At 50.9% G+C, this 23,188-nt stretch carries 23 protein-coding genes and 1 pseudogene; 10 read left to right on the top strand and 14 right to left on the bottom strand.

The window, feature by feature from the left end; all coding sequences use genetic code 11:
* Nucleotides 1-8: 8 nt before the first annotated feature.
* The 4 genes from WB371_RS11585 to WB371_RS11570 form a co-directional block, all read right to left on the bottom strand.
* Nucleotides 9-956 carry a fimbrial protein gene (locus WB371_RS11585; RefSeq protein WP_336220215.1) on the bottom strand — a complete coding sequence of 316 codons (948 nt, stop codon included), beginning with the start codon at nucleotides 954-956 and terminating at the stop codon, nucleotides 9-11.
* 10 nt (nucleotides 957-966) lie between these two features.
* Complete coding sequence (locus WB371_RS11580; protein ID WP_336220214.1) at nucleotides 967-3,477, bottom strand: fimbria/pilus outer membrane usher protein; 2,511 nt, start codon at nucleotides 3,475-3,477, stop codon at nucleotides 967-969.
* A 51-nt stretch (nucleotides 3,478-3,528) separates the two neighbouring features.
* Nucleotides 3,529-4,203, bottom strand: coding sequence for a molecular chaperone (locus tag WB371_RS11575; RefSeq protein ID WP_336220213.1), 675 nt, complete (start codon nucleotides 4,201-4,203; stop codon nucleotides 3,529-3,531).
* A 63-nt stretch (nucleotides 4,204-4,266) separates the two neighbouring features.
* A complete protein-coding gene (locus WB371_RS11570) occupies nucleotides 4,267-4,797 on the bottom strand; it encodes a fimbrial protein (protein ID WP_336220212.1) in 531 nt (176 codons plus the stop codon).
* 343 nt (nucleotides 4,798-5,140) lie between these two features.
* On the opposite strand from WB371_RS11570, the gene WB371_RS11565 reads away from it, so the two are divergent.
* The 9 genes from WB371_RS11565 to osmB all read left to right on the top strand — a co-directional run bounded on the left by WB371_RS11565 (nucleotide 5,141) and on the right by osmB (nucleotide 14,795).
* Entirely contained in the window at nucleotides 5,141-5,806 is a 666-nt protein-coding gene (locus tag WB371_RS11565) for a helix-turn-helix domain-containing protein (RefSeq protein ID WP_336220211.1), read from the top strand.
* A 78-nt stretch (nucleotides 5,807-5,884) separates the two neighbouring features.
* Nucleotides 5,885-6,511: a helix-turn-helix domain-containing protein gene (locus tag WB371_RS11560; RefSeq protein WP_336220210.1), complete on the top strand. Its 627-nt coding sequence runs from the start codon at nucleotides 5,885-5,887 to the stop codon at nucleotides 6,509-6,511.
* 229 nt (nucleotides 6,512-6,740) lie between these two features.
* Nucleotides 6,741-7,529 carry an enoyl-ACP reductase FabI gene (gene fabI / locus WB371_RS11555; RefSeq protein ID WP_336220209.1) on the top strand — a complete coding sequence of 263 codons (789 nt, stop codon included), beginning with the start codon at nucleotides 6,741-6,743 and terminating at the stop codon, nucleotides 7,527-7,529.
* 197 nt (nucleotides 7,530-7,726) lie between these two features.
* Nucleotides 7,727-8,866, top strand: coding sequence for a CMD domain-containing protein (locus WB371_RS11550; RefSeq protein ID WP_336220208.1), 1,140 nt, complete (start codon nucleotides 7,727-7,729; stop codon nucleotides 8,864-8,866).
* 89 nt (nucleotides 8,867-8,955) lie between these two features.
* The gene (locus WB371_RS11545) at nucleotides 8,956-10,890 is read left to right on the top strand and encodes an exoribonuclease II (RefSeq protein ID WP_336220207.1); all 1,935 of its coding nucleotides are present in this window, start codon (nucleotides 8,956-8,958) and stop codon (nucleotides 10,888-10,890) included.
* A gap of 248 nt (nucleotides 10,891-11,138) precedes the next feature.
* Nucleotides 11,139-13,130, top strand: coding sequence for a cyclic di-GMP phosphodiesterase (gene pdeR, locus WB371_RS11540; protein ID WP_336220206.1), 1,992 nt, complete (start codon nucleotides 11,139-11,141; stop codon nucleotides 13,128-13,130).
* Nucleotides 13,131-13,306: 176 nt separating this feature from the next.
* The gene (locus WB371_RS11535) at nucleotides 13,307-13,489 is read left to right on the top strand and encodes a hypothetical protein (RefSeq protein ID WP_336220205.1); all 183 of its coding nucleotides are present in this window, start codon (nucleotides 13,307-13,309) and stop codon (nucleotides 13,487-13,489) included.
* A 79-nt stretch (nucleotides 13,490-13,568) separates the two neighbouring features.
* Nucleotides 13,569-14,318 carry a DNA-binding transcriptional regulator YciT gene (locus tag WB371_RS11530; RefSeq protein WP_336220204.1) on the top strand — a complete coding sequence of 250 codons (750 nt, stop codon included), beginning with the start codon at nucleotides 13,569-13,571 and terminating at the stop codon, nucleotides 14,316-14,318.
* A 258-nt stretch (nucleotides 14,319-14,576) separates the two neighbouring features.
* Nucleotides 14,577-14,795: an osmotically-inducible lipoprotein OsmB gene (gene osmB / locus WB371_RS11525; protein WP_336220203.1), complete on the top strand. Its 219-nt coding sequence runs from the start codon at nucleotides 14,577-14,579 to the stop codon at nucleotides 14,793-14,795.
* Between the two features lie 122 nt (nucleotides 14,796-14,917).
* Here osmB and yciH read toward each other — a convergent pair whose 3' ends face one another.
* From yciH to pgpB, 5 genes are all read right to left on the bottom strand, one after another.
* Entirely contained in the window at nucleotides 14,918-15,244 is a 327-nt protein-coding gene (gene yciH, locus WB371_RS11520; protein ID WP_336220202.1) for a stress response translation initiation inhibitor YciH, read from the bottom strand.
* On the bottom strand, nucleotides 15,244-15,981 hold the full coding sequence (gene pyrF / locus WB371_RS11515) for an orotidine-5'-phosphate decarboxylase (protein WP_336220201.1): 738 nt from the start codon (nucleotides 15,979-15,981) through the stop codon (nucleotides 15,244-15,246). Before pyrF ends, yciH begins: the two co-directional genes overlap by 1 nt.
* 173 nt (nucleotides 15,982-16,154) lie before the next feature.
* The gene (lapB, locus tag WB371_RS11510; protein ID WP_336220200.1) at nucleotides 16,155-17,324 is read right to left on the bottom strand and encodes a lipopolysaccharide assembly protein LapB; all 1,170 of its coding nucleotides are present in this window, start codon (nucleotides 17,322-17,324) and stop codon (nucleotides 16,155-16,157) included.
* Nucleotides 17,325-17,330: 6 nt separating this feature from the next.
* Nucleotides 17,331-17,639 (bottom strand): LapA family protein, encoded by a 309-nt coding sequence (locus tag WB371_RS11505; RefSeq protein WP_336220199.1) that lies wholly within the window; start codon nucleotides 17,637-17,639, stop codon nucleotides 17,331-17,333.
* Between the two features lie 150 nt (nucleotides 17,640-17,789).
* Nucleotides 17,790-18,554: a phosphatidylglycerophosphatase B gene (pgpB, locus tag WB371_RS11500; protein WP_336220198.1), complete on the bottom strand. Its 765-nt coding sequence runs from the start codon at nucleotides 18,552-18,554 to the stop codon at nucleotides 17,790-17,792.
* A 196-nt stretch (nucleotides 18,555-18,750) separates the two neighbouring features.
* Between pgpB and ribA the strand changes: the two genes are divergently transcribed.
* On the top strand, nucleotides 18,751-19,341 hold the full coding sequence (gene ribA / locus WB371_RS11495) for a GTP cyclohydrolase II (RefSeq protein WP_044257729.1): 591 nt from the start codon (nucleotides 18,751-18,753) through the stop codon (nucleotides 19,339-19,341).
* A gap of 58 nt (nucleotides 19,342-19,399) precedes the next feature.
* Here the strand turns inward: ribA and acnA are convergent, their stop codons facing one another.
* From acnA to WB371_RS23810, 5 genes and pseudogenes are all read right to left on the bottom strand, one after another.
* Nucleotides 19,400-22,075, bottom strand: coding sequence for an aconitate hydratase AcnA (gene acnA / locus WB371_RS11490; RefSeq protein WP_336220197.1), 2,676 nt, complete (start codon nucleotides 22,073-22,075; stop codon nucleotides 19,400-19,402).
* A 173-nt stretch (nucleotides 22,076-22,248) separates the two neighbouring features.
* Nucleotides 22,249-22,344 carry a small membrane protein YmiC gene (gene ymiC, locus WB371_RS11485; protein WP_336220196.1) on the bottom strand — a complete coding sequence of 32 codons (96 nt, stop codon included), beginning with the start codon at nucleotides 22,342-22,344 and terminating at the stop codon, nucleotides 22,249-22,251.
* Nucleotides 22,345-22,474: 130 nt separating this feature from the next.
* Nucleotides 22,475-22,645, bottom strand: coding sequence for a hypothetical protein (locus WB371_RS11480; protein ID WP_336220195.1), 171 nt, complete (start codon nucleotides 22,643-22,645; stop codon nucleotides 22,475-22,477).
* Nucleotides 22,646-22,647: 2 nt separating this feature from the next.
* On the bottom strand, nucleotides 22,648-22,788 hold the full coding sequence (locus WB371_RS11475) for a YmiA family putative membrane protein (RefSeq protein ID WP_336220486.1): 141 nt from the start codon (nucleotides 22,786-22,788) through the stop codon (nucleotides 22,648-22,650).
* 326 nt (nucleotides 22,789-23,114) lie between these two features.
* Nucleotides 23,115-23,188, bottom strand: a pseudogene (locus WB371_RS23810) (IS200/IS605 family transposase); the annotation flags it as partial.

Genomic DNA, 23,188 nt, shown 5'->3' with positions numbered 1-23,188 from the left:
TATTTCCATTATTGATACGTCAAATTAAGTGTGGCCGAGGCATTCGCCGTCCCTGGCGTCACTGAAGTTTTAGTCTGGTAATAGCGCGCCGTTAACGGAAACGTTTCCTGACCGCCTGAGGATTGCTTCAATACAATACGATTATTCAGTACCAGCGGTGAGCCGTTATAAAGAATCTGTACGCCGACGCCTTTCGCGACGTCTGTATTGCCCTGTCCTGTCAATGCCAGTACGCTTGTAGTGCCGACATCCGGGTTTTGTGTCCCCGTAAAGCTGACGTTAATATTGGTGCCTGCGTCGCAATTCAACCCCAGGTTTTGGGTATTTTGGGCGCCTGATGGCGTAGTACCTACTGTACTTCCGAAAGAGGAAGCTGATATGTTGCCAATAGGAAAGTTTAAGTTTGGTGTATTTATATTACACTGTACGACTTGTATCGTACCGCCACCCACATTGAAATATCCAATATAAAATTGGTTATACATTGCTGTATCAGCAATAGTTCCAACCCTAAGATTGCCAGAAGAGGATATTGCTGAAGTTTTTACCAACTCAAATTTATATAGATTTGTTTGATTCGTACCAGATCCATTCGTCCAGCCATTAATAGATATGGGGAAGTAGTGATGCAAAGTACCATCGGTGCCATTCTCTGACACCCTTATCCCAAACCCCGGAACACCAATTTCGTATATATTATTTCCGTAAGATGTTAATGATGTGCGCATTGATTCCTGATAAAGATATGGACCAGCACCACCACAAGAAAAATTAACTGGTGCATTTACAGCCTGTGTCGCCACTACAGTTCCTGGTGCGGTGTCACGTTGCACAATAACATTACCAAAGCTTACCGTTTTGGTGTACGTGCTAATGTTATTATTGCAGGCTGCCATAACTTTGACAGAAAATAATAAGGTAATAATAAAAAATTTCAATATATTGCTTAAATTCATAATGTTTACCTTAACGGCAAATTTCAGATAAAGAAATTAAATTGTTTTGACTATGCTCAGGAACAGAATATTTTGTAATGCAACGTTTCTGTTCTCCCCACTGCACAGTTAAGTTTCCGGTCTGATTTTTCAAACCCGTTATGTAAACTTGCCCACCATCACCCACAATAAAGCTCTGCTGATTCTGTCCACCAATACTTACCACGGCACCAAACGGCACCGGTTGCCCATTTGCCTGGGTCAGCGTCATTAACACCCGCATCCCGACATTAGCCACATAATCTGCCCGCACCACCGCGCCACGGGTTGGAATCACGGTTTTATTGGTTAACTCAAGCTCAACGTCATCCGGCAAAGAGTCGGTCAGGAGCGCCACATCGTTTTTACGGAACACAGTTACGTTATTGACGACGGTATAGCCACGCCAGTCCGTTTTTGCCCCACTCTGGTTTTGAACGCTCACACCTTTGGCGCCAGGGGCTTTAATCAGCACATTCGTTTCCCCTAACGGCTGGCTGAACGTCACACCGTCGGCATGCGCCAGAATCCCGCCCTGCAGACCGTAGTTCAGGCGATCGCTGTTTTTGTCGTAGCTATACCCGGCGGTCACTTCGCCGTAGGTCGCTTTGTAGTCAGCGTTCATACTGCCGGTATAGCCAACATCGTTGGTGCCGTAACCCTGCTGCACGTTCCAGTTAAGGGCATTGTTTTCCAGCGCCATCCCGCTCAGACCCACGGTATGCGTTGTACCACTCTCTTTACTGGCGTTCATGCTGTAATTAGCCCACGTCTGCGGCAGGAATTTATCCAGCGGGATACTGACGTTCAGCGCCAGTTGCTGATCCTTGTCGTAGTACGCTTCATCACCATTTCCCGTTGAAGAACCGTTTTTGGTGTAGGTGTACGTCAGCCCATAGTTAATTCCATTCCAGGCATTGTTATAGCCAACGCTCCAGGACTGCATGGAGCGTTCAGAGTTCCAGTAATCCTCCCGGACAGCGCTCAGCATCAGCGATCCCAGATCCTGACCGAGGGTCTGGCTCATGGTCAGCTCCATGCGGTTGCGACGGCGATCAATCATCGTGCTTTGGTTGCTGTAGGAGTCGAGAACTTCTTGCATTCCGTAATAGCCACTGGTTGAATACCGGTAGCCCGCAATGGCAAAGTTGGTACCCGTTTCAAGAATGTTTTTGCTGTAGCGTGCCCGCCAGGACTGGCCGCTCGACTTTTCTACGTCTTGCGGTGTGGACCAGGCCTGGATGACATCCATTGAGAGCGCACCCAGCTCACCCATGTTTTTACCAATACCGGCAGCCAGAGCCTGGTATTTGCTCGATTCCTCAACCCCACCGTACAAGGTAAAGCCTTTCGGGAGACCGTAGATCACGGTGCCCTGGGCAAAGGGCGTTTTCTCGACACTGCTGTCATAAGAGCGGTATTGCCCGCCAGTGATGGCGTATTTCAATCGCCCTTCACGCTGCAATACTGGCAGAGAAGCGAATGGCACCACAAAGTGCTGCTCGCTACCGTCTGCTTCTTTAATGGTCACGTCAAGATCGCCTGCGCCACCGGTCGGGTACATGTCAGTGATTTCAAACGCGCCTGGTGCGACATAACTCTGGTAAATCTGGTAACCGTTTTGACGTATCACGACCTGCGCATTGGTGCGTGCAATCCCACGTACCACCGGCGCATAGCCTTTAAGTGAATCGGGCAGCATATCGTCATCAGAGGCAAGTTGGATCCCACGAAACGATATCGCATCAAAAACATCGGACGGCGCAGAGCTATCGCCAGCAGTAAGCTGAGACTTCAGCGCGATAATGTCCCGCTGAGCATAAGTGTAAACGGTATCCCAGTTATCCTGCCCTTCGCTATCACGGCTCCAGGTCGTGTAATTTCTTAAGCGCCACGGCCCAATATTGATGCCAGGACGCAGGTTAGCGAACTGGCTGTCAGTGCTTTGCCCGTTATTACCCCGCTGCCAGCTATTTGCACCGCTGAGGGCATAGTTCAGTATCACTGCGGTGATGCCTTCGTCCCACTGTTCCGGAGGGACGTAGCCGCGCGCCTGAGGTGACAGCGCGGCTTGCGGGATACTGATGAGCAGACGCTGGGTACTAAACTGGAAATCCGTTGACGCCTGTGGAATGGCGCTGAGATCGGCACATTTATCCCCGGCGTCGAGGTGCGGAAACAGTGCTGTTTTCACGCCCCAGTTTTTCAGTTGTTCGACACTCAGACAGGGTTGCAGGAGAGTATCACCGTTCTTGTCAGTGACGCTGCGAAAGGTAATATCCAGTGTATCCACCTGCTGCTCGTCGAGAATAACATCAACATGGTAGATGCCCGGCGCCTGCGAACCCGATTCATATACTGATAGATCGGTTTTTCCTGACGCCGAATTAACCATCTCAAGAAGTTCGGGGTTGAATTCGTCACGAGCATATACGGACCAGGCAGTACCACAGACCGCAACCGCAATGCACAACGCCAGCCTGGCAGGTTTGAATGAATGCATTTTATTTATAATCATTAAACTCAAAATCCATTAATTAATGCGGCATAGCTGTTACAGCGATGCGTGGTGTTCTTTGCCTGGGCCACCGAAGTCGTTAATAACGGTAAAGGTCAGTGCGCCAGCGGTAACCCCCGGCAATTTAAACTGCGCACTCGCCCCTGGTAGCACATAACTTACGTCGTCCAGTTTTTTTCCCGCCACGCTGATACTGTTAAAGTTGATAACATACGGCGTCGGGTTGGTGACCTGCAGATTATTACCTGCCCGGCTCCAGCGAAGCTGATCGGCCACGTCTTCGGGTGCAGAACCCTTCAGGCTCGCCGGACGATAAATTAATTTAATACTGGTCTTCACCGCAATTTGCAGGGAATTCTCAACTTTGGGCGCAGACGGGATGGCTTTAATATTTAGCCAGTACAGACTTTCTTTGTCCTGGGGGAGTGCTCCGGTTAAAATAATTCGCTCAACGTTCTGTTGATCTTTATCCAGACGATAAAGGGGGGGCGTGATAATAAAAGGCGCTTTCTCTGCTCCACCAGTCTGCGTTTCGATCCAGGACTGAATTAAATAAGGCTTCGTATCCGGGTTATTCACACTGATGGATGCTTCCTTTTTATTGCCATCATAAATCACGCGCGTGCCGCCAATAACAACCCCGGCATTTGCTGTAGACACACCAGCAGCCATCAGGGTGCTGACAATAAAAATATTGCGGAGAAAGTTCATTTTAAACCTCGGGTAAAAAAATGAGGCCGTAAACGGCCTCACGGGCATTTCCGATCAAAGAAATTAGTTATAAACCACTGAGAAGCTGGCAACAGAGTTTGCCGGACCCGCAGTCACGGTTTGTGCAGTGGATTTGTACTGTGCGTAGAAATCCAGAGAGTTTGGAGCAGTGCTGCTCAGCGTATAGCGGTAGTTATTATCACCGTGCAGCGGCAACTGAGTCATATCAGCACTCATCATGTTGATAGCGACACCCGTAGCAGCACCTGCTGCAGAGCTGTCAATAGCCAGCAGCGTAGAGTCTGTGGTCTCCGGAGTACCATCAAAACGGACGTGCGCCTGCGTTACAGCAGCCGGGCAATCTTTCAATACGATGCTGAATTTTTTAGCAGCGGTGACATCGCCAGCGTTAGTAAACTCAGATTTATTGTACTGTCCGAGTGTCACGGTCTGATTCTGAGACGCAACGTCAACGGTGCAAGCAGCATCAAGAATCTGACCAGAAAAATTCACAGTGCCGGCTGCTGCGAAAGCGTTGGACATAGAAACAGCAGCAGTCGCCGCCAGAGCAAAAGCGATTAAATTCATTTTCATTACAAATTTCCTTTTTAGAGCTAGATTACTTTAAATTACACCTAATTAACGTCAGCAAATGCCGACGCCATTATTACACTAATGCACTGAAAATATTCAGAACTTATTTTCGACCAATAAGTTTATATTTAGCCACTTACGGCGAACGCAGTAAATATAATTCATTGAGCGGCATCATTTCAATTGCTTTGTTGGTCCAAAAATACACCGTCAAATACAGCATCTTTAGAATACTCTCAACATATTCATTGTGTATTTTTAGAGCCAACCTCCTCTTCATCAAATGAAATTATCCATTCATAATCCCGCACCTGGAATATAATTTACAACCGGATGTTCAATTATGGAAAAAATTACCCCTGTTAAAAAGAAAACCTATGATCGAGATATGCATAGAGAATTAAAACCCTTACAACACTTACATGATATAATTGATGCGCTTTCTGCCGTTTCAGCATACATGCCGATACATGAAGATTTGTCATTGAAATTATCCGAAGATGGCCAACCTCAGTGTGTCCTGCTGCACAACGGGCATGTAGACCTTTGCCGTCAGTCAGACAAACTGGTGCTGAATACCGAAAATGCACCTTTTATTTTTGGGCTATCAAACCTGTCGATGACTGATAGCAGATTAATTCTCGTTCCCTCAGAGGATGCAGTTATCAGCACCCTTCCGTTGGAAAAAGCATTAGATATTATTGGGAAAAAGGCGTTATGGCCCTCACTTGCCTTTCTGCTCATTTATATCTCAAGTCGCATTTACGAACATTACGTCCGTTTGTCGCAAGTTAACTCCTATGAAACAATAAGAACGCTCCTGCATGAGTTACTGGAAGAGCCTGAAAATATCCGCGAATCGACAACGGTTCTTCACTACATTCAAAGCCGGAGTTACCTGTCACGTAGTGGTATTCTGCGAATCCTTTCAGAACTGTGTACTGGCGGATATATTGAACTCAGCGAAAGCAAGCTAAAAAAAATCAATTTTTTACCGAAAAAATTTTAATTAGCCTGAAAATCTATTACTGCTCAGTGTTTTATATCTTTCGCAACTAAATTTTAATCAGTTATTGATTTTGTCTATATGAATGATAACCTTTCACTCACAACATCGCTGACCCCGTCTTCTTCTTTCAGCACAGAACTTGCAGAAGCCCTGGCGGATCGGGCGCCAACCAGAAGTTATGGAAAAGGACTCAGATTACCTCTTGTTAAGGATGGTATTGTCTTCTGTTATGTCCTGATAACAGGAACGGTTGAGATCCATCGCAATAGCGATAATCTTCTCATCGCGACGGTCGCGGCAAAAAACATCGTCGGACTCGCGCTGCATGATGCCTATATAGTGACGAAGATGACCTCCAGAATCGCGATACTGAAGCAGGAAGAGGCCCATCGCATTATTGAGAACAAGGGGCTTTGGGAGACGCTCAGCCGCCACATGATGGAGCTGAACAATAAACTTTACGCCCATAGCTGTCAGTTGTGCGCCCCGACGGTTTATGAAGTGATCTGCAAGCAGCTCATGGCGCTCAGCAACGAGCCCGAGTCGATTCGCCTGAACATCGCCGCTGAACGCTACATTCGCGAGAAAATGCATGTATCACGCAGCAGTATTATGAAGATTCTCGCCAACCTGAAAGCTGGCGGTTATATCGAAATAGAAGACGGCCGGCTGCTAAGGATACGTCGCCTGCCCGCTAAATACTGACGGTCATGATGGGCCGGGAACTCTTCGTACACCGGTCCAGATAGAAACGGACGGTACCGATTTGGTGTTCTGCCATTCGTTTCTGAGCGGATTCAATGTAAAAATCACGTGACAATCCATGCGTATAGTGGGCTATAATTTCGGCCTGCTCTCGATTTATTATGGCTTTTTATACCATAACTATATGAATATAAAGCCAAAGATAAGTGACAACATAAGGATTTAAGCTATGGGTTTTCTTTCCGGTAAGCGCATTCTGATAACCGGTCTTGCCAGCAAACTGTCCATCGCCTGGGGTATCGCACAGGCAATGCACCGCGAAGGCGCGGAGCTGGCATTCACCTACCAGAACGACAAACTGAAAGGCCGCGTGGAAGAATTTGCTGCTCAACTGGGTTCAAACATCGTTCTGCAGTGCGATGTGGCAGAAGATGAAAGCATCGATACCCTGTTCGCAGAACTGGCAAAAACCTGGCCGAAATTTGACGGTTTCGTTCACTCCATCGGTTTTGCCCCTGGCGATCAGCTGGACGGCGACTATGTGAACGCAGTCACCCGCGAAGGTTTTAAAATTGCCCACGACATCAGCGCCTACAGCTTTGTCGCAATGGCAAAAGCATGCCGCTCTATGCTGAATCCGGACTCTGCCCTGTTGACGCTCTCCTACCTGGGCGCTGAGCGCGCAATCCCGAACTACAACGTGATGGGTCTGGCGAAAGCGTCTCTGGAAGCCAACGTTCGTTATATGGCGAATGCGATGGGTCCGGAAGGTGTGCGTGTAAACGCCATCTCTGCAGGTCCGATCCGTACTCTGGCGGCTTCCGGTATTAAAGATTTCCGTAAGATGCTGGCGCATTGCGAAGCAGTTACCCCGATTCGTCGCACCGTCACTATCGAAGATGTCGGTAACACTGCGGCGTTTCTGTGTTCCGACCTGTCCGGCGGTATTTCTGGTGAAGTGGTTCACGTTGACGGCGGCTTCAGCATCGCCGCAATGAACGAACTGGAACTGAAATAATCGTTCGCACTTCCCTTGTGGGCGGCGTCATGCCGCCCCTGCGCTCTCATTTTCTCCGCAATATAGCTTTTTGATATTTGTTATCACGCAACAATCTTTTATCCCTTCCCCCGCTTACGCCAGGATTAAGCAGCGAAAACGATCCGGCGTGAATTGACGACGTGTCCGGGTCGCCACATACAGACCAAGGAACGCCCATGGAACAACGCCGATTCAGCGGTAAAAGCCACTGGTATCATGAAACGCAATCCAGTACCGGGCCGCATGACGTGCTGCCACTGGTCCCGGAAGCCGCGCATGTTGATGACCGATTTTTGCTGGATTTGGGGATACCCGAAGCGTCGCTGTTACCCTTTCAGTCCTGGCTGCAACCTGCCCGTCAACTGGCTTGCGAATTATTTCCCGACACCGTTTTGCTCAACCGCCTGCATACTTTTAGCGCCTATGAGCGAATGAGTACGGCGTTAACGGTCGCCCAGGTGTATGGCGTGCAGCGACTTTGCAATCACTATGCCGCCCGCCTGACGCCGCTTCCCGGACCGGATTCGTCCCGCGAGAGTAATCACCGGCTGGCGCAAATTACCCAGTACGCACGCCAGCTTGCTCATTCACCGTCGGTGATTGATAACCGGGCGCGCCAGCATTTGAGCGACGTGGGGCTTTCTGCCTGGGATATCGTACTGATGAACCAAATCATTGGTTATATCGGGTTTCAGGCGCGGGTGATTGCCACTTTTCAGGCATGGCTGGGACAGGCTGTTCGTTGGGTTCCAGGACTGGATACGCAATCCTTTGCCGATCAGGGTTTGTTCCAGCAGCAAGATATCCGGTGGCGTTCAGCGCATGAACAGGTTGAACCATGCTATGCCACACCTGAGCAGTTTGAGTGTCTGTCACGCTATCAACCACTCCCCCAGCTTCAGCACATCGCGCCTAATCTGGCGCATCAACCGGCGCTGCTCGCCCTGCTGGCTACCCTGTTAACGAGTACGCTGTCGAGCGAATCTACCTCACAGACCTTCGCTACGCTGCTGACCGCGCGAATCAACGGCAGTGCATTCTGCTTTTATCAACAGGCAAAATCTTCACCTGTAGCTGAATCACTACGTCAGAACGAGCGCGAGATTGAGCACTGGGAGCGACAGCATCCTCAGGAGCGTGCATTGTCCCAGGCGATACAATTACTCACCCGGGCACCCGACCGTTTCAGCGCCGCCCAGTTCATCCCGTTGGTGGACGACTGTGCATCCGTTGACCAGGCCATCACACTGTTGGCGTGGTCAGGTTTATGTGGATGGTTGAATCGTCTGACCATTGCGCTGGGTGAGACTGATTAACCCTGCCAATACGATAAAGAGCGCTTGCCGCATCAGGTACTTTCGCGTAAAACTGTCAGCCGCTCTTTTGGCCACGAAAATAGACGAATATGTTTCAGGACAACCCGCTGCTAGCGCAGCTTAAACAGCAACTGCATTCCCAGACGCCCCGTGCTGAAGGGGTAGTAAAAGCGACGGAAAAGGGCTTTGGCTTCCTGGAAGTCGATGCGCAAAAAAGTTATTTCATTCCGCCGCCGCAGATGAAAAAAGTGATGCACGGCGACCGCATTATCGCTGTCATCCACACGGAAAAAGATCGTGAATCGGCAGAGCCAGAAGAACTGGTTGAGCCGTTCCTGACTCGCTTTGTCGGTAAAATTCAGGGTAAGAACGATCGTCTGTCTATCGTCCCGGACCATCCGTTGTTGAAAGACGCCATCCCCTGCCGCGCAGCGCGCGGTGTGGAACATGAATTCAAAGAGGGTGACTGGGCTGTTGCTGAAATGCGCCGTCATCCGCTTAAAGGCGACCGTACGTTTTACGCCGAATTAACCCAGTTCATCACCTTTGCAGACGATCACTTCGTGCCGTGGTGGGTGACGCTGGCGCGCCACAATCTTGAAAAAGAAGCACCGGACGGCGTGGCGACTGAAATGCTGGATGAAGGTCTGGAACGTCAGGACCTGACGGCGCTGAATTTCGTCACCATCGACAGCGCCAGCACCGAAGATATGGACGATGCGCTGTATGCCGAAGCGCTGGCTGACGGCAAACTGCAACTGACCGTTGCGATTGCGGATCCCACCGCCTGGATTGCCGAAGGCAGCAAACTCGATAACGAGGCGAAAATCCGCGCGTTTACTAACTACCTGCCGGGATTCAATATCCCTATGCTGCCGCGTGAATTGTCTGACGACCTCTGCTCCCTGCGTGCCAATGAAGTGCGTCCGGCTCTCGCCTGTCGCATGACCATTGCCGCTGACGGCACTATCGAAGATGACATCACCTTTTTTGCCGCCACCATTGAGTCAAAAGCAAAACTGGCTTATGACAACGTCTCTGACTGGCTGGAAAATACCGGTAGCTGGCAGCCTGAAAGCGAAGCGATCGCACAGCAAATCCGTCTGCTGCAGCGCATCTGCCTGAGCCGGGGCGAGTGGCGTCATAACCATGCGCTGGTGTTTAAAGATCGCCCGGATTACCGTTTTATTCTCGGCGAAAAAGGCGAAGTGCTCGATATTGTCGCAGAACCGCGCCGTATTGCGAACCGCATGGTAGAAGAAGCCATGATTGCGGCAAATATCTGCGCCGCACGCGTTTTGCGCGACAAACTCGGTTTTGGCATTTACAACGTTCACCTCGGCTTCGACCCGGCCAATGCCGATGCGCTGGCCGCGCTGCTGCAATCTCACGGTATGCATGTGAATGCAGAAGAAGTGCTGACGCTGGAAGGTTTCTGCAAACTGCGCCGTGAACTGGATGCACAACCGTCTGGCTTCCTTGACAGCCGGATCCGTCGCTTCCAGTCCTTCGCGGAGATCAGCACCGAACCCGGTCCTCACTTTGGGCTGGGCCTCGAAGCTTATGCCACCTGGACATCCCCCATTCGTAAGTATGGCGATATGATCAACCACCGCCTGCTGAAAGCGGTGATCAAAGGTGAAAGCATTGATCGCCCGCAGGAAGAGACGACCGTACAAATGGCCGAGCGTCGTCGTCTGAATCGCATGGCGGAACGTGATGTCGGCGACTGGCTCTATGCCCGTTTCCTGAGCGACAAGGCCGGGACGGATACGCGTTTCGCGGCAGAGATTATTGATGTCAGTCGGGGTGGTATGCGCGTGCGTCTGGTGGATAACGGCGCCATTGCCTTTATCCCTGCGCCGTTCCTGCACGCTGTTCGTGACGAACTGGTTTGCAGCCAGGAGAGCGGCACCATCCAGATTAAAGGGGAAGCCGTCTGGAAAGTGACGGATGTCATTGATGTCACCATCGCCGAAGTGCGGATGGAAACACGTAGCATCATCGCCCGCCCGGTAGCCTGACTTCTCGGTTTCGCAACGGCCTTTCTCCCTTCAGAAAGGCCGTTTTCTTTTTCTGCAATTCCCTTTTCACTCACTACACTTTGACTGTCGGCTGAATATATTTTCATCCGTTCCTATGCTTTTTTTCGGTTCTGAATTACAAATAAATACATAAACAAAACAAGATGTTCAGCCTACGTAAGTTTTCATGAACGGTGGCGACCCTTCCATTGAGGATCCCATGCGCGTTAAGCGGGATGGTGTGCAACATGAAAGATACTCGGGAGTCTGCGACGTTGTATAGCTATATGGGCACGCACACGCCTTACTGGCGTCTGTCAGAAGATTCAAACGTCCTGCAATTGTCCGTCACCGAAAGTGCTGACGGCCCCCAGGAGGTTGAACTTTCTCCTGCTCAGGCAGAGCAGATTCGCGACATGACCGTTATCACCTCCAGCCTGATGATGACGCTCCCCATCAAGAACAGCGATGTGCCTGTTCATCTCGTCGGGCGTAAAATTAGTAAGCATGAGTGGGCAGGCAGTGCCTCAGCCTGGCACGATACCCCTTCCGTGGCGCGCGATCTGGTGAAAGGACTGTCGTTTGCCGAGCAGGTGGTTTCGGAAGCTCACTCCGCCATCGTGATCCTCGACAGCAAGGGCAAGATTCAACGCTTTAACCGGCTATGTGAAGAGTACACCGGCCTCAAAGAACAGGAAGTGATCGGCCAGAGCGTCTTTAAACTTTTTATGAGTCGTCGGGAAGCCGCGGTATCACGTCATAACATCGGCGCTTTTTTTCGCAACGGTAACGCCTATGAGGTCGAACGCTGGGTAAAGACCCGCAAAGGTCAACGCCTGTTTCTGTTTCGCAATAAATTCGTACACAGCGGCAGCGGGAAGAACGAAATTTACCTTATCTGTTCCGGGACCGACATTACCGAAGAACGTCGCGCGCAGGAACGTCTACGCGTACTGGCGAATACCGACACCATCACCGGGTTGCCTAACCGCAACGCCATCCACGAGTTGATCAATGACGCCCTCGAACAGACTGGTGACGGCCAGGTGGGTCTTGTCTACCTCGACCTGGATAACTTCAAAAAGGTCAACGACGCCTACGGGCATATGTTTGGCGATCAACTGTTACAGGCGGTGTCGCTCGCCCTGCTGAGCTGTCTGGAGGAAAACCAGTTGCTGGCGCGCCTTGGTGGCGATGAGTTTATTATCCTTGCCAGTCAGACCTCTCAGAGTTCGCTTGAGGCAGTCGCATCGCGCATTTTGACCCGACTGCGCCAGCCCTTCCGTATCGGCTTAATAGAGGTGTATATCAGTTGTTCTGTTGGCATTGCCATGGCCCCACAACATGGCGAAGACAGTGACGACCTGATTCGTAATGCCGATACGGCGATGTACACCGCAAAAGAAGGTGGACGCGGTCAGTTCTGCGTCTTCTCCCCCGAAATGAACGAACGTGTGTTCGAATATCTGTGGCTGGATACTAATCTACGTAAAGCGCTGGAAAACGATCAGTTACTGATTCACTACCAGCCCAAACTGACCTGGCGCGGTGAAGTCCGCAGTCTGGAAGCGCTGGTGCGCTGGCAATCCCCTGAACGCGGACTGATCCCGCCGATGGATTTTATCTCCTATGCTGAGGAGTCCGGGCTAATCGTACCGCTCGGTCGCTGGGTGCTTCTTGACGTTGTGCGTCAGGTCGCGAAATGGCGCGATAAGGGGATAAACCTGCGCGTGGCGGTTAACATTTCCGCCCGCCAACTGGCGGATCAGACCATTTTTACTGACCTGAAGCAGGTGCTGCATGAGCTGAATTTTGAATACTGCCCTATCGATGTCGAGCTGACAGAAAGCTGCCTGATAGAGAACGAGGAACTTGCGTTATCGGTCATTCAGCAGTTCAGTCGGTTAGGGGCCCAGGTGCATCTCGATGATTTCGGGACGGGCTATTCTTCTCTCTCGCAACTGGCGCGTTTCCCCATTGATGCCATCAAGCTGGATCAGGTTTTCGTCAGGGACATTCATAAAAATTCGGTGTCGCAATCCATGGTGCGCGCCATCGTCGCTGTCGCGCAGGCGTTAAATCTTCAGGTGATTGCAGAAGGCGTGGAGAGCGCTAAAGAGGATGCGTTCCTGACAAAAAATGGCGTGAACGAGCGACAAGGATTTTTGTTCGCAAAACCAATGCCTGCCGTGGCGTTTGAGCGCTGGTACAAACGTTATCTCAATAAGAAAACACGCTAGTTTGCCGATACCCCGTACAATGCCAGATTGTGGGGGTGGCGGTACACCCAATCTGTTGGTCATCACAGAATATATAATATTACTCAATGATTTGGCCGAGGCTGAATTTTCCCTTCTCTTTTGTCGCTATTTTTTGCATCATTAAATTCAATACTATTTTGCCCAAGGATCCTCTCATGTCTGATATCGACGCTAAACGGGTTGCTGAACGAATTGATACCGTGCTTGATATCCTGGTCGCGGGTGATGTTCATTCCGCCATCAATAACCTTGAAATACTGAAGGCAGAACTATTAAACCAGGTGCAGGAAAACGCCGCCACGACAGCGAATAAACCCAGGGCTCCGTGGGAGATCTGAGTTTTTTCGTGCACGGTGTTGTCACGCCGCCGCATGTGTATAAACCCCGGTATGATTACCGCTATAAAAATTAAACGTTATGAACTCCCGACAACAATCCATTTTGCAAATGGTGATTGATAAAGGCCAGATGAGCGTTTCTGAACTGGCAAAAATCACCGGCGTTTCAGAAGTCACCATTCGACAGGATCTGAATGCCCTTGAGAAGCAGAGCTATCTGCGTCGTGCCCACGGTTTTGCGGTTTCACTGGACAGTGAAGACGTGGAAACCCGAATGATGACCCACTACACCCTCAAGCGCCAGCTTGCGGAGTTTGCAGCCTCGCTGGTCAACCCGGGCGAGACGGTATTTATCGAAAATGGCAGCAGTAATGCGCTTCTGGCGAGAACGCTGGCAGAACAGAAAAACGTCACCATCATTACTGTCAGCAGCTATATTGCCCATCTGTTGAAAGAGACGCCCTGCGAAGTCATTTTACTCGGCGGCATTTATCAGAAAAAAAGCGAAAGCATGGTGGGTCCGTTAACGCGCCAGTTTATCCAGCAGGTCCATTTCAGTAAGGCGTTTATTGGCATTGATGGCTGGCAGAGCGATACGGGCTTTACTGGACGCGATATGATGCGTGCGGATGTGGTCAATGCGGTTCTGGAAAAAGGCTCTGAGGCCATCGTTCTGACCGACAGTTCTAAGTTTGGTGCCGTTCATCCCTATCCCCTGGGCCCGATTGAGCGGTTTAGCCGTGTTATTACTGATGCAAAAATCAGCGCCAGCGATCAGATGCATATGAAAAATCGCGGTCTGATCGTGAATATCATCAACGCTGAATAAATTCTCCGCAAATGATTTGCCTTTACGTAGATCATTTGCGCTCTAAGACCATTCTGACAACCTGTTTAAGACTATTTACCTGTTGTTCACCCGCAAAAGTCGTAAAATTGTTATTAGCGATATAACAGGAAGTGACTATCACCTGCGTGATATTACCCTGTGCAATAAGGTTTCATGAATACTCTTTTTAATGCGGATATTTTAACTATAGTTAAAGAGAGCTTACTTTCATGAATCGTTAATTCAGGAGAAAGTATTATGTTAATAACGAGCAAAAAAATGACCGCCGCAGTACTGGCTGTTGCCCTGGCAATGTCTCTGAGTGCCTGTTCTAACTGGTCTAAACGTGACCGAAATACCGCTATTGGTGCGGGCGCTGGGGCATTAGGTGGTGCTGTCTTAACCGATGGTAGCACCCTGGGTACGCTGGGTGGCGCCGCTGTGGGGGGTATTATCGGACACCAGGTAGGTAAATAATCGTAAATAATCTACGGTTGACCGGCTCGATATAATAATTCGATTATTTTTTCAGGTCTGTACTACACGCTAATTAACAGTAAATATAAAAGCCACGATAAGAATATATCGTGGCTGTTTCGTTATCCGCCCGCCAGTTTTACTTTCAGGCCTTTTGCTTCCAGTAAGGACTTAATTAAATCACGTTTGTCGCCCTGGATTTCAATAACGCCGTCTTTTACGGCGCCACCACAACCACATTTTTTCTTAAGCTCGGCCGCCAGTTTTGTAAGTTCGGCATCATTGAGGTCAACGCCGGTAATCAGGCAAACGCCTTTTCCCTTCCTGCCGCTGGTCTGGCGCTGAATACGAACAATACCGTCTCCTTTCGGGCGCTCAGGCGCAGCTTTCGGCTCATCAATTCGCCCGCTCTCTGTAGAGTAAACCAGACGACTATTGGAATCGTTCATTACGCCCCCTGCTTCAGTGATGCATTGATCGCGCTGAGCGTCTGTGCAGGGTCCGCAGACTGCGTCACCGGACGACCTATCACCATATAATCAACACCTGCGGCAGATGCCTGCTCAGGCGTCATAATTCGCCGCTGATCGCCCGCATCACTGCCCGCAGGGCGGATACCTGGCGTAACCAGTTTGAAATCCTGACCAAAGGCCTGTTTGAAACGGACAGCCTCCTGCGCGGAACAGACCACGCCATCAAGACCACACTTCTGCGTGAGTGCCGCCAGACGTTCCGCATGCTCAGCAGGTGACAGTGTCACGCCAATATCAACCAGATCGCTGGCTTCCATGCTGGTTAATACCGTCACGGCGATTAATAGCGGTGCATCGTTGCCAAACGGCAGAAGCGCTTCACGCGCTGCGGTCATCATTCTCGCCCCGCCTGACGCATGGACATTCACCATCCACACGCCCAGCTCCGCGGCAGCGGCAACGGCATGTGCTGCGGTATTGGGGATATCATGGAATTTGAGGTCCAGGAAGATATCAAACCCACGTTGCTGAAGCTCGCGAACGAATTGCGGCCCAAACAGGGTGAACATCTCTTTGCCGACTTTCAGACGACAGTCGCGCGGATCGATTCGGTCAACAAACGCCAGGGCGTTATCACGGTTATTATAATCGAGAGCAACAACGACAGGAGAATCGGTAACAGCGCGGGAAGAGGATGAAGCAGTAAACGTCATAACCAGGCCTTCTTGCTAAGGGGGCAAATGGGTAAACGGCGTGCATTCTACCGTTCAGACGTAAAAATTAACAGCCGCGATTGTGCCTCTGCCAGGCGATGTGGCTCTGATGCCTGAATAGCGGCGCAAAAAACCATGAGTATGTTGTAACTAAAATGCGATGTTTTTAAAAATTACAGCCCATCAAGTCCACGAATAGGCTTAATCGTTGACCACGCGCGGCAGGAAGGACAATGCCAGTACATGGTATAGGCGGTGAAGCCGCATTTTGAGCAGCGGTAGCGCGGCTTGCTGCGTACCTGTTCGCCCACCATATCACGCAGTACCATCAGGCTTTCTTTCGCCCGGCCCTCTTCAGCTTCATTAAGGTGGTAATCCATCAGCTTGTGGAAAACGCGCATCGTCGGATGACGCTGGAGCTGGCGGGTAATATAGACTTGCGCGGTATCATTTCCTTCGCGGGCTTCGAGAATGTCTGCCAGCATCAGCTCCGCGGCCGCTCCGGTGTTCTCTTCTACCGCACGACGTAAAAATTCCACCCACTCGTCATTTTTACCTAATTGCTGATAGCAGGTCTGGAGCATTTCCAGCGTTTCACTGACCAGTTCTTTATCCTGGGAGATGACGCGCTGGAGGCACTCAACCGCTTTAGCGTAATCGCCTTTCGCCATCCAGACCCGGCCCATCATGATCGAAACCCTGGCGCTGTTTTTATCCGCCGCGGCGCCTTTTCTCAGCAAGGCCATTGCCCGATCCATATCGTCACTGCCCATCTGTTGCAACGCCAGTTCACAGTAGAAATGGGCGATTTCGATACGCTGCTTCTCTTTCCCCAGTTTGACCAGCCGCTCCGCCACGTCAATGGCTTTCTGCCAGTCACTGGTGGCCTGATAAATCTGCAATAGCTGCTGTAGCGCACCGATGCGGAAATCCGTTTCGTCAGTGAGCTGGTTGAACATGTCTTCTGCCCGGTCATACAGTCCGGCCGCCATGTAATCTCGCCCTAACTGCTGGACGGCTAACAGCCGCTGTTCATAAGTCAGCGAGGCGCTTTCCATGAGGGTCTGGTGGATACGGATGGCGCGGTCAACTTCACCGCGAGAGCGGAACAGATTTCCGAGGGTAAGATGGGCCTCAACGGTACCGGTGTCCTCTTTCAACATATCGAGGAACAGGTCTACCGCTTTATCCTGTTGGTTGCTCAGGAGGAAGTTAACGCCCGCAACGTAATCGCGGGAGAGACGGTTAGCTTCATCCTGTTTTGTTTGTTGCGCACTTCTGCGGCCCATGTACCAGCCGTAGGCGGCAGCGACGGGCAAAAGCAGAAACAACAACTCCAGCATAAACGATTATTCCTTCACGACCGACGTACCCGGTGTCACCACCACGTCCGTCGTCGGCGAAAGTTGGTTTTCCAGTCGTTTAATTTTGCGTTCTGCGCGCACCAGAGAAACACGAACCCGTAGCCAGAACAGACCGCAAACCAGCCAACCGATGGCAAAACCAGCGGCAAACAAAACGGCCAGTAACGTAGAGATACGATATTCACCCTGAGCGAGCAGGTAATTGAAGGTGACCTGTTGATCGTTCTGCGCACCCAATGTTACCGAGATAACAAATATCGCCAACACCAGTAAGAAAATGAGTAAATATTTCACATTACTTCCCGTTATGTGGTTTAAGCGAATAAATCGTGTTCAACTTACCGCAGTTAGCCTTTTAAATTACCATTTTCATGGCGCGTGCGAAATGGGGAAGCGCCCCGTTAACGGATGATTTGGGGGCAAACCCCATAAAATCAAGCGAAATCAGATTTTCTGTGCGCGTTCAGCAATCTCTTGCTTCTCTTGTGGCGGAGGGGCAAGCGGCCCACAAATCTTCTGCGCAAGCCAGGTTGCCAGCGTAACCAGCACCCACGACATCAACGTTGCCACCACCAAATCGCGCGGCCAATGCATGCCAAGCAGCAAACGACTGCCCATCACCCCCGTTGCCCATACAAGCAGAATGACAATCGTGACCGTTCGCCTGCGCGGCCAGAGTAATCCAACGGCCAGTAACGCCCAGCTCGCCGCAAACATGGTATGTCCCGACGGGAAGGCAAATCCCGTCTCTTTTTGCCAGTGCTGACGTAAAAACACCGGGATCTCCGGCTGCGTCGAGAGCTGTTCCTTCACCAGATTAGCGCGTTCCTTACGCTTTAAAGTGTAGAACTCATCGACCGGGATATCGTGTGTTTTTTCAAGCCAGATAACAAAGGGACGCGGCTCCTGGACCCGGTCCTTCACCCATGACTTAACGCCCTGCCCAATCAGAATTGCTGCCGCCAGAATGGCGAATAGCATCACCGCCGCTTTAAGGCGAAAACGTAAACACCAGAAAAACCAGCCGCAAAGAGTGACATGCGTGATAATGCCCCACGGTTGGGTAACAGTTTCCGTTATCCAGTACATCGCTTTGAGCCACGCGACATGATGACCCGGTTGCCAGGTCCATCCGGAAACCCACACGACGACGGGCATTATTAACAATAATCCCGCCCCCACCGCAGTACGCTTTGCAATCGACAGCATGAACACCTCTTTGACCGATAAGTCTCACAATCATAACTGAAAAATCACCCGCCCGGAAAAATTGACAGATTTGTGCCATTCGCATGACGATTGCGCGGCAGCGATTAGGTGAACTCCGTCGCCTTATGGCAAAATAAACAGATAAGCCAACAGGCGACGGCACAACATTGCGTGCCTGCATTATCTGGAGAAACACATGCAGCTTAAACGAGTGGCAGAAGCCAAACTGCCAACCCCATGGGGCGATTTCCTGATGGTGGGATTTGAAGAACTGGCAACCGGACACGATCACGTCGCGCTCGTGTATGGTGATATTTCAGGTCAAACGCCCGTGCTGGCGCGTGTCCATTCAGAATGTCTGACGGGCGATGCCCTGTTCAGTCTGCGCTGCGATTGTGGTTTTCAACTGGAAGCGGCGCTGACCCATATCGCCGAAGAAGGCCGCGGTATTCTGCTCTATCACCGCCAGGAAGGACGCAATATCGGCCTGCTCAATAAAATTCGCGCCTACGCGTTGCAGGATCAGGGTTATGACACCGTTGAAGCCAATCACCAGTTAGGGTTTGCTGCTGATGAGCGCGACTTCACCCTCTGCGCGGATATGTTTAAACTGCTGGGCGTTGATGAAGTCCGGCTGCTTACCAACAATCCAAAGAAAGTCGAAATTCTCACCGAAGCGGGAATTAACATTGTTGAGCGCGTGCCGCTGATTGTCGGTCGTAATCCCAATAATGAACACTACCTGGATACCAAGGCCGCCAAGATGGGGCACCTGCTGAGTAAATAGCGCGGCGTAACCCGCAGTCATTAAAAGCCTGCATACAGAATGCAGGCTTTTTTACGTCTTACTTCAGCATATTACGGATAACGTAATGCAAGATCCCGTCGTTCTGGTAATAGGTGAGCTCGGTCGCCGTATCGATGCGACAACGGCATTGCACCACCTCCTGACGACCATCCACACGGGTTAATATCACCGCAACCGCGGCGCCAGGCGTCAGGTTTTGCAGACTGGCAATATCAATTGACTCTTCACCGGTCAGCCCCAGCGTTTTGCGCGTCACCCCTTTTGGAAATTCCAGCGGCAAAATCCCCATTCCGATCAGGTTGGAACGGTGAATTCGTTCGAATGATTCAGCGATCACCACGCGGATCCCCAGCAGACGCGGACCTTTGGCCGCCCAGTCACGACTGGAGCCTGAGCCATACTCTTTCCCGGCAATCACCGCCAGCGGAATGTTTTCTTGTTGATACCGTATTGCTGCGTCATAGATTGACACCACGTCTGCGCCGGGCAGATGCCGCGTCATTCCCCCTTCCACACCGGGTACCATTTCGTTACGAATACGGATGTTGGCAAACGTCCCGCGCATCATCACTTCATGGTTACCGCGCCGTGAACCGTAGGAGTTGAAATCCTTACGTTCCACCCCGTGACTTTGCAGATAACGCCCGGCCGGGCTGTCGGCTTTAATACTTCCGGCAGGTGAAATATGGTCCGTGGTCACCGAATCCCCCAGCATCGCCAGAATTCGCGCGCCGTGAATATCTCTCACCGGCGCTGGCTGTTCCTGCATATCATCAAAGAAGGGTGACAGCCGAATATAGGTCGAGTCGTTTTGCCAGCCGTAGGTATCTGAACGATCAACGTTTATCCCCTTCCACTCTGGTGTCCCTTCAAATACCTCCGCATATTCTTTGTGGAACATCTCGCTGGAGACCAGATCGACTGCTCGCGCAATTTCCTGCGCTGACGGCCAGATGTCTTTCAGGTAAACCGGGTCGCCTTTACGGTCATGCCCGAGCGGATCGGTTGCCAGGTTGATGTTCATATTCCCGGCCAGCGCGTAGGCAACGACCAGCGGCGGCGACGCCAGCCAGTTGGTTTTAACCAAAGGGTGAATACGGCCTTCAAAATTGCGGTTACCAGAGAGTACAGCGCCGACGGTCAGATCGCCCTTTTTGATGGCGGTTTCAATCGGTTCCGGCAGTGGGCCCGAATTACCAATGCAGGTGGTACAGCCATAACCCACCAGATTGAACCCCAGCTCATCGAGATACGGCGTCAGTTTGGCTTTCGCCAGATAATCCGACACCACTTTTGAACCGGGTGCCAGCGAGGCCTTGACCCACGGCTGACGTTTCAGCCCCAGCGTTACGGCTTTTTTCGCCAGCAGACCTGCGGCCATCAGCACGCTGGGGTTAGAGGTGTTGGTACAGGACGTGATCGCTGAAATCACCACCGCCCCGTCAGGCAATTGGTATGTATGACCGTTCAGCACATAGTCCACTGGCTGGCGATCTTTTTGAGCCGTATTGAGTTCCAGTTCACTGCTGGCGGCAAACGCTTTCGGCACATCGCTCAATGCAACGCGATCCTGTGGACGTTTTGGTCCGGCGAGACTCGCCTCGACGTCATTCATATCCAGCGCCAGGGTGCTGCTAAAGACCGGTTCATCACCGGCATTGCGCCACATGCCCTGCGCTTTCGCGTATTTCTCGACCAGATCGATTTGATCTTCAGTACGACCGCTCAGACGCATGTAATCCAGCGTCACGCCATCGATGGGGAAAAAGCCGCAGGTCGCGCCGTATTCTGGCGCCATATTGGCGATAGTGGCGCGATCGGCCAATGGTAAAGAATCCAGACCGTCACCATAAAATTCAACAAATTTACCGACGACACCGTGTTTTCGCAGCATCTGGGTAACGGTTAACACGAGGTCTGTTGCGGTGATCCCTTCACGTAGTTTTCCGGTCAGTTTGAACCCCACCACATCCGGAATCAGCATGGAGACAGGCTGGCCGAGCATTGCCGCTTCCGCTTCGATGCCGCCGACACCCCAGCCTAAAACGCCCAGGCCATTGATCATAGTGGTGTGTGAATCGGTGCCGACCAGCGTATCCGGATAAGCGACCCATTCGCCATCCTGCAATTCACTCCAGACCGCCTTGCCGAGATATTCAAGGTTAACCTGGTGGCAGATCCCGGTTCCCGGAGGGACGACGCTGAAACGGCTAAATGCCTGCTGGCCCCATTTCAGGAACACATAGCGCTCGTGGTTACGCTCCATTTCCAGACGAACGTTTTCTTCGAAAGCATCGTCGTCACCAAAATGGTCAACGGTGACGGAGTGGTCGATAACCAAATCCACGGGTGAAAGAGGGTTCACTTTTGCGGTATCGCCGCCCAGACGTTTTACCGCCTCGCGCATCACGGCGAGATCCACCACCGCCGGCACGCCGGTGAAGTCCTGCATCAGCACACGTGCAGGACGGTACGCAATTTCACGATCGGCATGGGCATTTTTCAACCAGCCCGCCAGCGCCTGGATATCTTCTTCCGTCACGGAATCGCCATCCTGCCAGCGCAGCAGGTTTTCCAGTAAGACTTTAAGTGATTTGGGCAGACGGGTGATATCGCCCAGAGATTTCGCAGCCAGCGACAGACTGTAGTAATGATAAGTTTTGTCTTTGGCCTGTAGCGTGTCCTTACTGGTTTCTCGTAGGGTTGACGACATAGCTCCTCCTTAATAACAGGGTTGCGAAGCCCTGATTCTCCTCAGGGTGAATATTAAAGATAACACAAACTCATCGTAACGTTTTGATAACAACCCAAATTGATAAAAGAGGAAAAAACTGACGGGAAGTACAATAAGGGGAAACGAAAACCTCGCCGTAGCGAGGTTTGAGCTTAACGGGTCACAATCCAGATGAGTTCCGCCCAAAAGAGCAGAGAAACGGAAAATGCGCCCATCCAGGACCAGTATTTCATATTTGAAGTAAGCATAGGCTACACCAACCTGTGATTAATACATTATGTTGAGATTGTCTCAACGCTTTATTGCTGTGGTGTATAAATAAAAATGCACTGCGCGTTCTTCGCGTGTACAAAAAAACGGTAACAGGAACGGGGCCGATTATTGTTTCGGTTGTTCGTCTTCATTGAATAAATCAATAAAAGCCTGCTGCTGTTGCGTCAATTTCCAGGATTCAGGAGTGGTCTTCACGCGCGCGATTTTTTCTTCACCCGAGCTGTCACATGGCTGACATGTAGGGGGTGAGGTTTGTTGCTGCTCATGAACAGCCATCTCTACCCCCATGCATTCCAGATCAGCAGCGCAACCACGAGCCAAAACAGCGCTGAGCCCAGGAAGACCGCAAGCCACGCTTTGCGTTTCATCTCAGGGTCCCGACGTGGTTCCTGGTTTTCAGACGGCATTGCCAACCTCATATAATCGGTATCACTTATCATTTCAGCACCAACAATTGGCACAATTAATCATCAGATGAGACAAATCCTAATGAAACTTTAGCCAAAGATCCAGTGAATTTACGCATCGTTTCCCGAGAATAAATCAATCTTTTGATCAAAAATAAATATTTGAAAGGGGAAATTTGCGAGGCGGGGAATAAGACACTACTTTATGACATCATTTCCATAAAATAAGTAGGGATATGATATTCTCATTGCCGGTTATAAGGCGGAGTGTGATTTAGTAAAAAACCACCTGCATAGCAGGTGGCTTTGACACAGCCCCCTAAAAGGGGGCTTAAACACTACCCTTCCAGTCCCAGCTGTATTTGTCTTTCTTCTTCCTCTTTGGCTACCTTGTCCTGGTACCGTACATATC

It is taken from the genome of Citrobacter amalonaticus, from assembly GCF_037053465.1.
In the GTDB taxonomy this organism is placed as follows: domain Bacteria; phylum Pseudomonadota; class Gammaproteobacteria; order Enterobacterales; family Enterobacteriaceae; genus Citrobacter_A; species Citrobacter_A amalonaticus_H.
Note: the sequence above shows the minus strand (reverse complement) of the source record. Positions and strands in the feature narration are given on the sequence as shown.

Excerpts from the sequence above, each read along its gene's own strand:
- WB371_RS11585 (WP_336220215.1), bottom strand. The coding sequence starts at position 956 with ATGAATTTAAGCAATATATTGAAATTTTTTATTATTACCTTATTATTT.
- fabI (WP_336220209.1), top strand. The coding sequence starts at position 6,741 with ATGGGTTTTCTTTCCGGTAAGCGCATTCTGATAACCGGTCTTGCCAGC.
- pgpB (WP_336220198.1), bottom strand. The coding sequence starts at position 18,554 with ATGCTGTCGATTGCAAAGCGTACTGCGGTGGGGGCGGGATTATTGTTA.
- WB371_RS11530 (WP_336220204.1), top strand. The coding sequence starts at position 13,569 with ATGAACTCCCGACAACAATCCATTTTGCAAATGGTGATTGATAAAGGC.
- lapB (WP_336220200.1), bottom strand. The coding sequence starts at position 17,324 with ATGCTGGAGTTGTTGTTTCTGCTTTTGCCCGTCGCTGCCGCCTACGGC.
- WB371_RS11580 (WP_336220214.1), bottom strand. The coding sequence starts at position 3,477 with ATGCATTCATTCAAACCTGCCAGGCTGGCGTTGTGCATTGCGGTTGCG.
- WB371_RS11560 (WP_336220210.1), top strand. The coding sequence starts at position 5,885 with ATGAATGATAACCTTTCACTCACAACATCGCTGACCCCGTCTTCTTCT.
- acnA (WP_336220197.1), bottom strand. The coding sequence starts at position 22,075 with ATGTCGTCAACCCTACGAGAAACCAGTAAGGACACGCTACAGGCCAAA.
- WB371_RS11480 (WP_336220195.1), bottom strand. The coding sequence starts at position 22,645 with ATGGCTGTTCATGAGCAGCAACAAACCTCACCCCCTACATGTCAGCCA.
- pdeR (WP_336220206.1), top strand. The coding sequence starts at position 11,139 with ATGAAAGATACTCGGGAGTCTGCGACGTTGTATAGCTATATGGGCACG.
- WB371_RS11565 (WP_336220211.1), top strand. The coding sequence starts at position 5,141 with ATGGAAAAAATTACCCCTGTTAAAAAGAAAACCTATGATCGAGATATG.
- WB371_RS11550 (WP_336220208.1), top strand. The coding sequence starts at position 7,727 with ATGGAACAACGCCGATTCAGCGGTAAAAGCCACTGGTATCATGAAACG.
- WB371_RS11545 (WP_336220207.1), top strand. The coding sequence starts at position 8,956 with ATGTTTCAGGACAACCCGCTGCTAGCGCAGCTTAAACAGCAACTGCAT.
- ymiC (WP_336220196.1), bottom strand. The coding sequence starts at position 22,344 with ATGCTTACTTCAAATATGAAATACTGGTCCTGGATGGGCGCATTTTCC.
- WB371_RS11535 (WP_336220205.1), top strand. The coding sequence starts at position 13,307 with ATGTCTGATATCGACGCTAAACGGGTTGCTGAACGAATTGATACCGTG.
- osmB (WP_336220203.1), top strand. The coding sequence starts at position 14,577 with ATGTTAATAACGAGCAAAAAAATGACCGCCGCAGTACTGGCTGTTGCC.
- ribA (WP_044257729.1), top strand. The coding sequence starts at position 18,751 with ATGCAGCTTAAACGAGTGGCAGAAGCCAAACTGCCAACCCCATGGGGC.
- WB371_RS11570 (WP_336220212.1), bottom strand. The coding sequence starts at position 4,797 with ATGAAAATGAATTTAATCGCTTTTGCTCTGGCGGCGACTGCTGCTGTT.
- pyrF (WP_336220201.1), bottom strand. The coding sequence starts at position 15,981 with ATGACGTTTACTGCTTCATCCTCTTCCCGCGCTGTTACCGATTCTCCT.
- yciH (WP_336220202.1), bottom strand. The coding sequence starts at position 15,244 with ATGAACGATTCCAATAGTCGTCTGGTTTACTCTACAGAGAGCGGGCGA.
- WB371_RS11475 (WP_336220486.1), bottom strand. The coding sequence starts at position 22,788 with ATGAGGTTGGCAATGCCGTCTGAAAACCAGGAACCACGTCGGGACCCT.
- WB371_RS11575 (WP_336220213.1), bottom strand. The coding sequence starts at position 4,203 with ATGAACTTTCTCCGCAATATTTTTATTGTCAGCACCCTGATGGCTGCT.